General features: G+C 55.8%; 9 protein-coding genes. 7 read left to right on the top strand and 2 right to left on the bottom strand.

Annotated elements, in window-relative coordinates:
• Positions 1 to 47: 47 nt before the first annotated feature.
• A complete protein-coding gene (locus tag ABIB59_RS23210; RefSeq protein WP_039079631.1) occupies positions 48 to 896 on the bottom strand; it encodes a MurR/RpiR family transcriptional regulator in 849 nt (282 codons plus the stop codon).
• A gap of 117 nt (positions 897 to 1,013) precedes the next feature.
• On the opposite strand from ABIB59_RS23210, the gene murQ reads away from it, so the two are divergent.
• The 4 genes from murQ to tadA all read left to right on the top strand — a co-directional run bounded on the left by murQ (position 1,014) and on the right by tadA (position 4,481).
• Positions 1,014 to 1,907 (top strand): N-acetylmuramic acid 6-phosphate etherase, encoded by an 894-nt coding sequence (gene murQ, locus ABIB59_RS23205; protein ID WP_317077388.1) that lies wholly within the window; start codon positions 1,014 to 1,016, stop codon positions 1,905 to 1,907.
• A gap of 10 nt (positions 1,908 to 1,917) precedes the next feature.
• Complete coding sequence (locus tag ABIB59_RS23200; RefSeq protein ID WP_354037191.1) at positions 1,918 to 3,276, top strand: PTS transporter subunit EIIC; 1,359 nt, start codon at positions 1,918 to 1,920, stop codon at positions 3,274 to 3,276.
• Positions 3,277 to 3,279: 3 nt separating this feature from the next.
• Positions 3,280 to 3,915 carry a phosphatidylglycerophosphatase C gene (gene yfhb, locus ABIB59_RS23195; protein ID WP_039079634.1) on the top strand — a complete coding sequence of 212 codons (636 nt, stop codon included), beginning with the start codon at positions 3,280 to 3,282 and terminating at the stop codon, positions 3,913 to 3,915.
• A gap of 62 nt (positions 3,916 to 3,977) precedes the next feature.
• On the top strand, positions 3,978 to 4,481 hold the full coding sequence (tadA, locus tag ABIB59_RS23190; protein WP_039079635.1) for a tRNA adenosine(34) deaminase TadA: 504 nt from the start codon (positions 3,978 to 3,980) through the stop codon (positions 4,479 to 4,481).
• On the opposite strand, the gene mltF is transcribed toward tadA, so the two are convergent.
• Complete coding sequence (mltF, locus tag ABIB59_RS23185) at positions 4,474 to 6,033, bottom strand: membrane-bound lytic murein transglycosylase MltF (RefSeq protein WP_079496144.1); 1,560 nt, start codon at positions 6,031 to 6,033, stop codon at positions 4,474 to 4,476. The two genes, tadA and mltF, sit on opposite strands and share 8 nt — an antisense overlap.
• Positions 6,034 to 6,289: 256 nt before the next feature.
• On the opposite strand from mltF, the gene purL reads away from it, so the two are divergent.
• The 3 genes from purL (at position 6,290) to ABIB59_RS23170 (ending at position 14,928) form a co-directional block, all read left to right on the top strand.
• Positions 6,290 to 10,177, top strand: coding sequence for a phosphoribosylformylglycinamidine synthase (gene purL / locus ABIB59_RS23180; RefSeq protein ID WP_354037189.1), 3,888 nt, complete (start codon positions 6,290 to 6,292; stop codon positions 10,175 to 10,177).
• A 124-nt stretch (positions 10,178 to 10,301) separates the two neighbouring features.
• A complete protein-coding gene (locus tag ABIB59_RS23175) occupies positions 10,302 to 13,316 on the top strand; it encodes a hypothetical protein (RefSeq protein WP_354037187.1) in 3,015 nt (1,004 codons plus the stop codon).
• Positions 13,306 to 14,928, top strand: a complete 1,623-nt coding sequence (locus ABIB59_RS23170) for a hypothetical protein (RefSeq protein ID WP_354037186.1) — start codon at positions 13,306 to 13,308, stop codon at positions 14,926 to 14,928. The genes ABIB59_RS23175 and ABIB59_RS23170 overlap by 11 nt, the downstream gene beginning before the upstream one ends.
• The last annotated feature ends 120 nt before the right edge of the window (positions 14,929 to 15,048 follow it).

The following is a 15,048-nucleotide window of genomic DNA, read 5'->3' as shown; positions in this document are numbered from 1 at the left end:
CAGAAACCTCACACAAACAGGGCGGGCATTATACGATCATTCCCTATTCAAACCAGTTTTTTTACCAGCTCCTCGCTGTGACGAATACGTTCCGGCGCATGTTCCAGATCGCGCTGAACCAGGGCCATAAATAACAGATCGGTGAGCATCGTTTGGGCGCTGGTCGATGAGATGGCTGCGCTGCGGGTCGCCTGCTCTTCGGCAATCGTGTACAGACAGTGGCTGGCGCGCTGTTGCAGGGCATTAGGTGTGAAACCGGTAATCGCCAGAATGCGTCCACCGGCGCGCAACATTTCATCGGCAGCCATATTGATCTCACGGCGCTCACCGGAATACGAGATCGGTAACAACAGATCTTGCGGATCCATCGCCTGCACCGTGGCCAGCAGGGCGTGCATATCCTGCTCGACTATGGCATTCAGGCCAATTTTCATGAGTTTCCAGCCGAAATTACGCGCCACCAGACCGGACGCGCCAATCCCGGTCAACACAATACGTCTTGCCGTGCGCAGCATCTCCACGCTTTGCTGTAGCTTCTCTTCGCTGTTCACATCCAGGGTGGCGCGCATGGCGCTCAGATTCTCATTGATAAGCTTTTCGCCAACCACGCGCAGCGTATCGTCACCGAGAATCTGATTGTGCACAGTGATGGAAAAGGGATCCGGGCTGCTGGCGAGTGCCTCGCTGATCGCCAGTTTCAGTGCCGGAAAGCCTTTGAACCCCAGCTTCTGGGCAAATTTCACTACGCTCGACTGACTCACTCCCGCCTCCAGCGCCAGTTGCTGAGAGCTTAAATGACGAGCGCGATCGGGCTCGGCCAGCAAGAAATCCGCCAGCTTCTTATCGCTCTGTGCAAATCCGGCATAACGCTGGCGAATACTAAGTAAACAGTTCATCACGTCTCCTGAGGCAAAATGTGACCACAATTACAAATACGCATTTGACGCAGGCAAATGAATTTTATATTCCATGTCTTGCTATTATTATGAATAAAAAATTCTTTAGGAGCAAAAATGAATCTTGGCGCACTGGTTTCCGAGACACGCAATCCAGAAACTATGGATTTAGACGCATTAACGACCATCGAATTAGTTAACCGTTTTAACCAACAGGATACGCTGGTCGCTCAGGCAGTAAAAGCCACCTTACCGGAAGTTGCCAGAGCGGTGGATGCGGCGGCGCTGGCGTTGAAAGCGGGCGGCAGAATTATTTATATGGGCGCCGGTACCAGTGGGCGACTTGGGGTGCTGGATGCTTCTGAGTGCCCGCCGACCTTTGGCGTGCCGCACGGTCTGGTGGTCGGGCTGATTGCCGGTGGACCTGGAGCATTGCTCAAAGCCGTTGAAGGGGCGGAAGACAATGCACAGCTCGGCGAGGACGATTTGAAAGCCCTCTCACTGAACGCTGCGGATCTGGTGGTGGGGCTGGCAGCGTCCGGGCGCACGCCCTATGTCATCGGCGGCCTGAAATATGCCAATGCCGTGGGCTGCACCACCGTGGCGATCTCCTGTAACCCGGATTCCCCTATTGCCCATGAAGCGGATATTGCCATTTCACCGGTGGTTGGCCCGGAGGCGCTCACTGGCTCCACGCGTCTGAAATCGGGCACTGCGCAGAAATTGGTACTCAATATGATTTCCACCGGGGCGATGGTGAAATTTGGCAAGGTTTATCAAAACCTGATGGTCGATATGAAAGCGACCAATATCAAGCTGGTGGACCGTGCCTGTCGCATGGTAGTAGAGGCAACAGGCGTCACGCGTGATGTCGCGGAAAGCGTACTAAAGCAGACTGATTTCGACGTCAAACCGGCCATTTTGATGGTGTTGACCGGGCTTGATGCGCCTGCGGCACGCGCGAAACTGACGGCGCATCAGGGCTTTTTACGGGCGGCGTTAGAAAACTAAAGAGGCGTGTATGGACAAAACAGCAGCGCTCGCCAGCGCCATCCTCAACGGGGTGGGCGGGCAGGGTAACATTCAGCGTCTTGAAAACTGCATGACCCGCGTGCGCGTCGAACTTTTCGATGACGCGAAGCTGGACCTGGCGGCCACAAAACAGTTGCCAGGAGTTAGCGGCTATGTCAAACAGGGCCAGCAGCATCAGTTTATTGTCGGGCCGGGTAAGGCGGCGCAGGTGGTGGATGCGATGCGATCACAAATGAGCGGGGCGGACGCGGCGCTAGATAATGTCGAGCGTAACAAGGCACAGGCGAAAGCCAAATACAAAGCCCCAATGAGTGATGCGCTGCGTAAGCTGGCAAACGTCTTTATTCCGCTGATCCCGGCGTTTATCGCCTCGGGGCTGATCACGGGTATTATCAATATCCTCAAACGTCCGGATATCGTCGGCGATTTTGCGACACAATACCCCAATATGCTCGGTTTGCTGGCCATTTTTGGCAGCGCCGTGTTTGCCATCATGAATATTCTGGTGGGGGTAAATACCGCGAAGGTATTTGGCGGCTCGCAGGCGCTGGGCGGGGTGATGGCCGGGATCCTCTCCAGCCCACAACTGGCGCAAATTACCCTGTTTGGCGAGGCGCTGCAGCCGGGCCGCGGTGGGGTTATCGCGGTGTTACTGGTCGTGGCCTTAATGTGCTGGATTGAGAAAAAATTTCGCGACATTCTGCCCGGCTCGATCGAGCTTATCCTTAACCCGTTGCTGACCACGCTTATCGCAGGGACGGTGGCGATTATTGCGCTACAACCCTTGGGCGGCGTGATTTCCGAGGGTATCGCGCACGGGGCTTCCTGGGCTATTGATCGCGGCGGCCTGCTGGTGGGGGCTATCCTTGCAGGCGCATTTCTGCCGCTCGTGCTTACCGGGCTTCATCAGGGGCTGGTGCCCATCCACGTAGAGCTGGTACAGGCGCATGGTTACAACGCCCTGTTCCCGATTCTGGCGATGGCGGGGGTCGGGCAGGTGGGGGCGGCGATTGCGGTGCTCATGAAAACCCGTAATGCTCGCCTGAAAAAAGTAATCAAAGGCGCACTCCCGGTGGGATTACTGGGGATTGGCGAGCCGCTGATTTTCGGTGTCACCCTGCCGCTAGGGAAACCTTTTCTCGGCGCGTGTTTAGGCGGCGCCGTGGGCGGTGCGCTGATAAGCTACTGGAAAGTGGCGACGGTTATCACCTTCGGCATCTCCGGATTACCGCTTGCGTTAACCATTGTTACCGGAAAAGTGATGCTCTATCTGTTAGGCTATTTGGTAGCAGTGATAGCCGGGTTCCTGTTTACCTGGCTGTTGGGTTTCACCGATCCTGAGGAGTAACATTTGGCTACCAGCGAGCGTCGCATTGTCTTTTTTGATCTTGATGGCACTTTACATCAGCAGGATATGTTCGGCACATTCCTGCGCTACGCGTTGCGCCATCACCCTCTGAATGTCTTGCTGGTTCTGCCTTTACTGCCCGTCATTGGCGTCGCCCTTTTAGTCAAAGGGCGCGCCGCGCGCTGGCCAATGAGTCTGTTGTTATGGGCATGTACTTTCGGCCACAGCGAAACCCACCTTAAGCGGCTTGAGCAGAAATTTGCCACCTGGTTTCGCGGGCATGTCACGGCATTTCCGGTGGTGCAGGAACGACTCACCAACTATCTTCTGGCCTCCGATGCAGATATCTGGCTTATCACCGGTTCGCCGCAGCCACTGGTGGAACAGGTCTATTTTGATACCCCCTGGCTGCCGCGAGTGAATATTATCGCCAGCCAGATTGAGCGCCGCTACGGTGGGTGGGTGCTTACATTGCGTTGTCTGGGGCATGAAAAAGTTGCTCAGCTTGAGCGCAAAATCGGCACGCCGCTGCGTCTGTACAGTGGCTATAGCGACAGTAAACAGGACAACCCACTGCTCTATTTTTGCCAGCATCGCTGGCGGGTGACGCCGCGTGGACAGCTCCAGCAACTGGAATGAGCGTGTGCAACACATAACGGCTGTGTATAATGCGCCCCGCTTGTTAACTGGAGTGTCCCCCTTTGTCCAACCCTGAACTTAACCACGACTACTGGATGCGCCATGCGTTAGCGCTGGCAAAACGCGCGTGGGAAGAAGGCGAAGTGCCGGTTGGCGCGGTGCTGGTCCACAATAATCAGGTTATTGGCGAAGGCTGGAACCGTCCCATTGGCCGCCACGATCCCACCGCACATGCGGAAATCATGGCGCTGCGCCAGGGCGGGATGGTGTTGCAAAACTACCGTCTGATTGATACCACCCTGTACGTTACGCTCGAACCCTGTGTGATGTGTGCCGGGGCGATGGTGCATAGCCGTATCGGCCAGCTTGTCTTCGGTGCGCGTGATGCGAAAACCGGTGCGGCAGGCTCACTGATGGATGTGCTGCACCACCCGGGCATGAACCATCGGGTCGAGATTATCGAAGGGGTTTTACGCGATGAGTGCGCCGGAATGCTAAGCGATTTTTTCCGTCAGCGTCGGCTGGAGAAGAAAGCGCAGAAAAAAGGGCCGGAGCCGCTTATTTAGCCGCGCCTGGCACTTGCACCACCAGTTTGTCCGGTACGGTCAGCGGATTGCGCGGGAAGGCCTCGCCTGGCGTAAAAGCGCTAAAGGGCATGATACCGTAAGGCGCACGATTGAACTCCTCCGCCGCCACCGCCGGATACCCTTGCGCCAGTTGTGATTTCTTCGCCGCCTCTTTCTCTTTTTCCAGCAAATACCCCACCAGGCTGATTTCGTATTTACGGATGTTTTCCACGTAGGCGTAAGCTTCATGCCCACGCGCATACCCATAGGTGAGTTTGCTGTAATAGGGTTTCTGACTCAGCAGCGGCAGGCGCTGTTTTACGTCCGCCCAGCTATCCGGGTTGCCTTTTGTTTTCACCGTGAGCGACCGGGCGTCGAGCATGTGCGCATAGCCCATATTGTAGGCTGCCAGCGCAAACCAGATACGCTCGTCACGAGGGACGCTGTCAGGTACTTTATCCATCATATCCTGCAGGTAGCGCGCACCGCCGCTGATGCTTTGCTCGGCATCCGTGCGGTCGCTCAGCCCCAGGCTTTGCGCGGTATTGCGGGTAAGCATCATCAGGCCGCGTACGCCGGTGGGGGAGGTCGCCTGGGTATCCCAGTGGGATTCCTGATATGAAATCGCGGCCAGCAGACGCCAGTCAATATCCTGCGCGTATTTCGTAAACAGCGGCTGGAGATCGGGCAGAACGCTGTCCACCGCACGTAAGAAGGTGCGCGTGTCGACGTAATCAAAATCATCGCCATGACCGAGGTACTTCTCTTCCAGGCGCGCCAGGGTCCCGTCTTCATTAATGTTATTAAAGAAGTCGAGCATCGCCGCCGACAGGGTATTGTCGTCATCGCGGCGGCTAAACCAGGTGACCGGTTGCTCATCGCTGATATCGAGAGCGACGGCCAGTTCCGGATGGACGCGCTGGAACAGACTCACGGCGACCGAATCCGCTACGGTATAGCTGAGTTTGCCGTTCACCACGTCTTCAAGCAGATTATTGGTGCCTGCTTTATCGTCCACCTTCCAGCTCAGATCCGGGAACGTTTTCTCTTTAAGTTCACGTAAATCGTTGATCGCCACATGGCCTGGGGCGATGGTGAGTTGGGTGTCATTGACGGTAGCCAGGCTGCGGGGGCGGTAGCTGCCAACGCGGTAAACCAGTTGCTGCGAAACCCAATAGTAAACCGGGCCCGGCTGGTAGTTTTCGAGGCGCTCATTGTTATAGACCAGCCCGGCTGCCAGCATATCGGCCTTGCCGTGGTCGAGATCATCAAAAAGCTGGCTGATATTCTGGCGTACGGTCACCTTCAGTTTAACGCCAAGATAGCTGGCGAACTGTTGGGCGAGCTCGTAATCAAGCCCGTAAGGTTTATTATCTACACTGGCATACGTCAAAGGGGACGCGATAGTGCTTATGCGAAGCTCGCCCCGCGCCTTGATGGCCGCAACGCGGTTGTCGGCTTTGCCGAACCAGGGGATAGAAGGCCACAGGGCCGCTGCCAGCAGCAGGGTGACGATGCCGATAAGCAGATAATTAATCTTAAATTTTTTCAATTAGTTAATTCTCTGCGCCGTGCGATGCCTCAATAAATAGCCGCCATGAATACAAGGATGTTTATCGGTCGTTGAGCGGCATTTTGCGCAACAATACGCCAGTTGGCAACTAATTAGCGAAGCCGCTACGGTTTGCTGCCAAATGCCACTCAAGATTTTATTTCGACGCAAACGGTTTCGTCACCGCTCAGGATTCTCTATAATGACGCCCGTTTTCCCCCTGATGCACACTTAAAGCTTCGAAGACGAGAGACTTATGATGGAAATTCTGCGTGGTTCGCCTGCACTGTCCGCATTTCGTATCAACAAACTGCTGGCGCGTTTTCAGGCAGCCCGGCTCCCGGTGAGCAATATTTACGCTGAGTATGTCCATTTTGCCGATGTGAACGATCGGCTGAACGAGGAAGAGCTCACGCGGCTGCAACGCCTGCTGAAATATGGTCCGAACTTGAGCAGCCATACCCCAACCGGAAAATTACTTCTCGTTACGCCCCGCCCTGGCACCATCTCCCCCTGGTCTTCTAAAGCAACGGATATCGCGCACAACTGCGACCTTGGCAAAATCAATCGCCTTGAGCGCGGCGTGGCCTACTATGTTGAGGCCTCAACGCTGAATGAAGCGCAATGGGCAAGCGTGGCGGCTGAACTGCATGACCGCATGATGGAGACCGTATTTACCGCCGAAGCGGATGCGGCACGCCTGTTTGAACATCATCAGCCTGCGCCGGTGCAAAGTGTGGATCTGTTAGGTGAAGGGCGTCAGGCGCTGATCGACGCTAACGTGCGTCTCGGTCTGGCACTGGCGGAAGACGAAATTGATTATCTGCAGGATGCGTTTAGCCGCCTTGGCCGCAACCCGAATGATATCGAACTCTACATGTTCGCGCAGGCGAACTCTGAACACTGCCGTCATAAAATTTTCAACGCCGACTGGGTGATTGACGGCGAACAGCAGCCAAAATCGCTGTTCAAAATGATCAAAAACACCTTCGAGAAAACCCCGGACTATGTGCTGTCTGCCTATAAAGACAACGCCGCGGTGATGGAAGGTTCTGAGGTCGGGCGTTTCTTCGCTGACCACGAGAATGGTCGTTATGACTTCCACCAGGAAGCGGCGCACATTCTGATGAAAGTGGAAACCCACAACCACCCGACGGCGATTTCTCCATGGCCGGGCGCGGCAACCGGTTCTGGTGGTGAAATTCGTGATGAAGGGGCGACCGGACGTGGCGCGAAGCCGAAAGCGGGTCTGGTGGGCTTCTCCGTTTCTAACCTGCGTATTCCGGGTTTTGAACAGCCGTGGGAAGAAGATTTCGGTAAGCCGGAACGTATCGTTTCCGCACTGGATATCATGACCGAAGGCCCACTCGGTGGCGCGGCATTTAACAATGAATTTGGCCGTCCGGCGCTGACCGGGTATTTCCGTACTTACGAAGAGAAAGTGAACAGCCACAACGGCGAAGAGCTGCGTGGCTATCACAAGCCGATCATGCTGGCAGGCGGTATCGGCAACATTCGCGCCGATCACGTACAAAAAGGTGAGATCACCGTTGGCGCGAAACTGATCGTCCTCGGCGGCCCGGCGATGAACATCGGTCTGGGCGGCGGCGCTGCCTCCTCCATGGCCTCCGGCCAGTCTGACGCGGACCTGGATTTTGCTTCCGTGCAGCGTGACAACCCGGAAATGGAGCGTCGTTGCCAGGAAGTGATTGACCGCTGCTGGCAACTGGGTGATGCCAACCCGATCCAGTTTATCCATGATGTGGGGGCGGGCGGTCTGTCGAACGCCATGCCGGAACTGGTAAGCGATGGTGGGCGCGGTGGTAAATTCCAGTTGCGCGACATCCTTAGCGACGAACCGGGGATGAGCCCGCTGGAAATCTGGTGTAACGAATCCCAGGAGCGTTATGTCCTGTCCGTTGCGGCCGATCAGTTACCGCTGTTTGATGAACTTTGCCGCCGCGAACGCGCCCCGTACGCAGTGATTGGTGAAGCCGTGGCAGAGCAACATCTGACCATGAGCGACAGCCACTTCGACAACCAGCCGATCGATTTGCCGCTGGATGTGCTGCTGGGTAAAACCCCAAAAATGACCCGCGACGTGCAGACACGTAAAGCGGCCGGTGAAGCCATCGATTCACGTGACATTTCCATTGCGGACGCGGTAAACCGTGTGCTGCATCTGCCTGCCGTCGCCGAGAAAACCTTCCTGGTGACCATCGGCGACCGTACCGTCACCGGTATGGTGTCGCGCGATCAGATGGTTGGCCCGTGGCAGGTGCCTGTCGCTAACTGTGCGGTGACCACCGCCAGCCTGGACAGCTACTACGGCGAAGCGATGTCCATCGGTGAACGTGCGCCGGTGGCACTGCTGGACTTCGCCGCCTCTGCCCGTCTGGCGGTGGGTGAGTCCCTGACCAACATGGCGGCCACGCAAATCGGTGAACTCAACCGCATTAAGCTCTCGGCAAACTGGATGTCCGCAGCCGGTCATCCGGGTGAAGACGCCGGGTTGTACGACGCGGTAAAAGCCGTGGGTGAGGAACTCTGCCCGGCGCTGGGCCTGACCATTCCGGTGGGTAAAGACTCCATGTCGATGAAGACCCGCTGGCAGGAAGGTCACGAGCAGCGCGAGATGACCTCGCCGTTGTCGCTGGTGATCACCGCTTTTGCCCGCGTCGAAGATGTGCGTCGTACCGTGACGCCGCAACTTTCTACCGAAGACAACGCCCTGCTGTTGATTGATCTGGGTAAAGGCCACAATGCGCTGGGCGCAACCGCGCTGGCGCAGGTTTACCGTCAACTGGGCGATAAAACTGCCGATGTGCGTGATGTCCAGCAACTGAAAGGTTTCTGGAATGCGATGCAGGCGCTGGTGGCAGAGGGCAAACTGCTGGCCTGGCATGACCGTTCCGACGGTGGTCTGCTGGTGACGCTGGCCGAAATGGCGTTTGCCGGTCACTGTGGTGTGAATGTGGATATCGCCGCACTGGGCCAGGATCATCTGGCGGCGCTGTTTAACGAAGAACTGGGTGGCGTCATTCAGGTTCGTGCCGCGGACCGTGAAGCTGTAGAAGCGCTGCTGGCGGCAAACGGTCTGGCGGATTGTGTTCACTACCTGGGTCAGGCCACGGCGAGCGATCGGTTTGTTATCGAGGCGGCAGGTCAGGCTGTGTTCAGCGAAAGTCGTACCACTCTGCGTATGTGGTGGGCAGAGACCACCTGGCAGATGCAGCGCCTGCGTGACAACCCGGAATGCGCTGACGAAGAGCATCAGGCGAAAGCCAACGATAGCGATCCGGGCCTGAACGTGAAGCTCTCTTTCGATATTAACGAAGACATTGCGGCACCGTATATTGCGACCGGCGCGCGCCCGAAAGTGGCGGTACTGCGTGAGCAGGGCGTTAACTCCCATGTGGAAATGGCGGCGGCGTTTTACCGTGCGGGCTTTGATGCCATCGACGTCCACATGAGCGATCTGCTGGCCGGGCGTACCGGTCTGGAAGATTTCCAGGCGCTGGTTGCCTGTGGCGGCTTCTCTTACGGTGACGTACTGGGCGCGGGTGAAGGTTGGGCGAAATCAATTCTGTTCAACAACCGCGTGCGCGATGAGTTCGAAACCTTCTTCCACCGTCCGCAGACGCTGGCGCTGGGTGTATGTAACGGCTGCCAGATGATGTCTAACCTGCGTGAGCTGGTGCCGGGCAGTGAGTTGTGGCCACGTTTTGTGCGTAACCACTCTGACCGCTTCGAAGCGCGTTTCAGCCTGGTCGAAGTGACCCAAAGTCCGTCGCTGCTGCTGCAGGGAATGGTCGGTTCACAAATGCCTATCGCGGTTTCCCACGGTGAAGGCCGCGTGGAAGTGCGTGATGATGTCCATCTGGCTCAGCTTGAAAGCAAAGGTCTGGTGGCGCTGCGCTTTGTCGATAACTTCGGTAAAGTGACCCAAACCTATCCGGCTAACCCGAACGGTTCGCCAAACGGTATTACCGCGGTTACCAACGAAAGTGGTCGCGTGACGCTGATGATGCCGCATCCGGAGCGTGTGTTCCGTACGGTTTCTAACTCCTGGCACCCGGAAAACTGGGGCGAGGACAGCCCGTGGATGCGTATCTTCCGCAATGCGCGTAAGCAGTTAGGTTAACCCCGTCCAGCACGCCCGGCCCGCATGGTCGGGCGTGCTTCCTCTTTCCGGTTGCTTATCTAAAAGACAGAACTGGCGATATTGAGTACAATCGTTTCCGGCGCTAACAGGGAAGGGAACGGTTATGAAGCTGATTAAAAAGGTAAAATTAACCTTTACGCAGGGAGCCTCAGACAAGGTCTATGAGGTGGATCTCTGTGAACAGCCTGGCAACGAAGTGAATCGTTACTGGGTGAATTTTCGTTACGGACGACGTGGCGGCACGTTACGGGAAGGGACAAAAACGCCTGCCCCCGTTGATTTCACCAATGCCGAGGCTATTTTCGCAAGCGTAGTGGTTGCCAAAACCAACAAAGGCTACGTTGAGGCCGGTTCGCTTTCCTCCTCCGCTGTCAGCGCTTTCTCTTCTTCGTTACACACCTTAATCCGCCAAATCGATCGCATTAAAGAGAGCGAACAACGAGCCCGAAGCATATGGCGACTCCCTCAGCAGCCGAACGCTATGCTGGCAGACTGGCTGGAAAAGGGGCTTAACGAGGAACATCACTGGCTGGAAAATTACGCCCGCCTCTGGACGCTGGGGCGCACGGGAAATCAGCACAACCTGGCGCGTGTAAGACTCTTTCTTGAAAGCCCATATTCGCCATTAAACAACCTTGCTTATGAAGTGTATCTGCGTCTGGGTGACGATGACGATATCGCTGTGCTGCGGCAAAACTTGCTGGCATCGTTACCGTCAGAGCTGTTCCAGGCGTTAGCAGTTGGTGATACTGGGGCAATCGATGCGCAACTTCAGCGCCATATTAATGAACAGAATCCCAACGCGAGTAAATTACTCAAAACGCTCTACCGGGTGGCGCTGGACAACCCGCTATTGCATCAAGGCCTGATTCGTCTGCTATACGTTCTGCCTCTGCGCCCTAATCTGTTTAAAGGTGTGCGCTACCTGTTCAAAATGGCCGAATTCCGCCTGGATGCGCCAGTGTTTGCCCTGCTGGCCTGGCGTTTTGATACTACGCGGGAACTTTATTCTGCCCAGTGGGACGGCATCTGGGTGAACGGCGTGGGCTATCTCAAACCCAGTCAGGAACTTCTGCGCGACGATAGCAGGCTGGCCTATTCGCGCAAAACGCGCGACTACCTGCGGCGCCGTAGCTGGCGTGCCTTGCGGCGTCTCGGTGCCCGTGGCGACGCTCGCTATGTCGATATGGCCTGCGCACTTCTGCTCCAGTATAAGAAAGAATACCTGGTTACAGAAAAGCAGAGTGATTCAGGCGTTTTCGCCAGCGATGCGCATCTTTTCACGTGGAACGCCATTTTGCGTTTACATCACCCTCACTATCAGCGCCACAGGCAGAGAGCGTTATGGATTCGGGTCAGCGATGAAAAGGATGAACGCCGCGTCGAGGCATTTCCACAACTCTGGGATCAGCGCCCTGATGCACTGCTGACGTTATTGTGCCTGAGCGAGAGTGAAGCCGTTTGCACGTTTGCGCTCAGGGCAATGAAAGATAATGCCTCCTTCTGCCAGGCCCTCACTGATAGCCAACTGGTGCAGTTGCTGGCTCGTCCGTTCCCGCTCATTGCCGATTTTGTGCTCTCGCTTCTTACTGCGCGTTCGCTCACTCCTGAGCTGCTGCTGGGGCTGATTAACAGTGTCCACCCGCAAGCTCGCAGCCTGGCGCTGACCCATTTAAACAGCATTAGCGCACTGTTTGACGAAGCCGAACTGGTTACCGCGCTTTTGCTGGCTGACGATGCGCAGATCAGCGCGTGGTTAGAAGAGCGTTTTTCCCGGCAGCCTCTAATCACCTCGCAACAGGTGACGTTAACGCGGGCGCTTTTGCTCCGGCTTACCGACGCGCAGACCACCTTTTCTGAGCAACATGCCCTCTGGTTGTCGATGTGCCTGGTGAGCCATCTGTCTGCCATGGCCCCGTCGCTGACGATTGAGAATTTCAGCGAGCTGCTCGCCCATCCCGATACGGGTGTGCAGCTTTTAGCCGCCCGGTTGTTGGTGAGTTCCGATTTGGCGCAGAGCCCGCTTTCGCAAGCCCTGCTGGTTCAGATTCACAACTCGCCTGTCGCGGCTATCCGCGCCGCGGGCATCGCGCTGTTAGGCAAACAAAATCCGGAATTAGTCTTGCTGCAGTTACCGCAGCTAATTGATCTGCTCCAGTGCGGTGAGGCAGAAGAGCGACAAGCCTGTTACACGCTTCTGGGGCAACTGGCCGGGCAGCATGCTGCTGAGGTCTTTGCGGGATTATTCCCCTTAGTTTTTAAAAAAGAAGCCCACGAAGGCGCACACCAGGCGCTGTTAACGTTCTTCACGCACAAGCTTAATGCCGGCCTGCAATCCCTGGATAAAGACACCATCTGGCGGCTGATTCATGCCAGATCGCTGGCGGCGCAAAGCCTGGGACGTGAGTGTCTTCTGGCCCGTTCTCCGCTGGCGTGGAGCGTGAATCAATGGGTGGCGTTGGCAAATCACCCTGACCATTATATTCGTGATTATGCGTTGAAGGCCTTCACGTCACATGTAGATGTTGTCCGCGAACAGAGCAGTGCTGCGCTGGAGCTACTGGAAAGCGACTGGCCCGCAACCCGAGAATTTGGTTTTGCGTATTTCCGCCAGAACTCCCCCTCCCCAGGCTGGACCCCGGAGCTGATCGTCAAGGTCTGCGACAGCAACCGCGACGATGTGCAGGCTTACGGTCGGGAACTGTTACAAACGTTCTTCCAGCGCGAGCAGGGGGAAGCGTACCTGTTAAAGCTGAGTCAGCATCCGTCATTGACAGTACAGACCTTTGTGACCCATTTTTTTGACGAGTATGCGACCGGAAAGCCTGACGTCATCCTGGCGCTGAAACCTTGTTTCCTGACAATCCTTTCCCAGGTTAACCGTGGGCGTGTCGCTAAAGACAGGACGCTTGCTTTTCTTACGCAGCAGGCGGCTGCCAGCCCGTTGGTGCTTGAGATGGTGGCGTCATTGCTGACTCGTCTGTCGCTGACAGTGGTGCAAAAAGACAAAGCGCCGCTGATCAAGGCCATGCTTCAACTGCAAAAACAGTATCCCCATTTGAATTTGCCGCTGGACATTATTGCCCGACCCGAACAAGGAGCGCCTCATGCAGGTTAGTTATCGTTATCAGGGAAAGAGTCAGGCCTCGGAAAACGGTTTGACGTTCTCGCCAGATAGCCTTCGCCCACCGGCGTTCTTCGTCGGTGAGCTCAGGCAGAAACTGGCGTTTCGCGAGGCCATCTCCGCGCTGCATAACGTGGTGGTATCGGACATGCGTTTTCAGCCAAAAGATAAAACCGACTATCGGCGTTGGCTGGCGGGAGAAGAACAGCGGTTATTAGCAGAATTTATTGCGCAGAAAAGCCAGCTTGAGCAAGAAGCGAATGAGATTAGCGGGCGATTACATGTGCTGAACAAAGAGGCTGCAACGCTGCTTGCACCTTACCATGAGGCGCAAAAAGCTTATTTCAATTATCTCTATAAAAACGATATTGATGCCTGGTATGTGTTGGATCCGGTGATCACTGTGCATCCCGATGAAGTCTTTTTTGAGTGTTTTTCTGAGGATGAATCAAGCTACGGCAAACTGAGTTGTCATTACGATGTTTTTGATAACATCAGCGAGCGTGCCTTTGGGACCACCAACATCGACTATTCCGAAGGGCTCTACCAGGCATTTCAGAAAATCCGTGATTATCACCCGACGCAGTTGAAAATTGATCCGGACGGCTTCGCCATACAGACTGCTGGCAGCGAGTGTGAAGAGAAGAAAATCGATCTGCCGGACAGTTGGGTGCGCGGTTTTTTACAAGTCAGCTCGGCGATGACCCTGCCGATGGTGAAATTCTCGCTTGCGCCCATGGATATGCACAATATTTGCTTCCGGCTCAGGCGTAAAAAAGAGCGTAGCGGGCCGCGCTCGCTGCGTTTTGAGCTGACGCCGGGGCAGCCCGTCAAAGTGATTTTTGAGCCGTGGAATGAAACCCTGGTTTGCCCACGTTCGCTCTACAAGGGCGACCAGCCGCGTTCCATACGTGTCTGGGGACGGCGCAGACTGCATATCCTCGAACGTCTGATCCCGATAGCTGAAAAATTCGATGTCTGCCTTCTCGACGATGGTATGCCTTCATTCTGGACCGCAGATTTAGGGGCGATGAGTTTTACGCTCGGCCTGTCCGGCTGGAGCGCGAATGACTGGTCGGCCCAGGGTAATTTTGATTTGCTCGCGCCACGCCAGGCAGTCGATACCCTGACGCTGGAACGGGTTTATCAGGCACTGAGCAAGCGCCATATGGCTTCATGCGCCTCTCTTGCCACCGAACTGGGGCTGGACGAAAGCATAGTAAAAGCGGCGCTGGCAGCCTACAGCCAGCATGGTCAGGTGCTCTATGACCTTAACAAAGATCTCTATCGTATTCGCGCGCTCTGCCGCGAGCCGATCCCACTGGAACAACTGCGCTTTAGTAACGAACGGGAAGAGAAGGCTATCAACTTCGTCAACGCCGGCCTGGTGCAGGTAGAAAGCGCCCTGAGTAATACCACCGGAACGCAAATGCGCGGTCAGGTTCTGGATAATGCCGTACGGTACAACGTTTCCCTGATGCTGGATAGAGACCAGCGGCTGACGGTGGGCGAGTGCAATTGTCACTATTTCCATCAGAACCGACTGCGTCGTGGTCCGTGTGAACATATGCTGGCATTGCGGCTGGCAGCAAAGGTAAAAGCATGATGAAAAGGACTTTTTCTGCTGTTATACTCGACGTTAATAGCGGCGTGGCAAGGAAACCTTGCATCCCGGATGGTGGATCGCCATTCAGGTTTTATGACTGCCCACGCGTCACTGATGCCA

Origin of the sequence: Citrobacter sp. UYEF32 (assembly GCF_040546205.1) — a bacterium.
Taxonomy (GTDB): Bacteria; Pseudomonadota; Gammaproteobacteria; order Enterobacterales; family Enterobacteriaceae; genus Phytobacter; species Phytobacter diazotrophicus.
The sequence above is the reverse complement of the archived record's forward strand: the minus strand, read 5'-3'. Positions and strand labels throughout refer to the sequence as shown.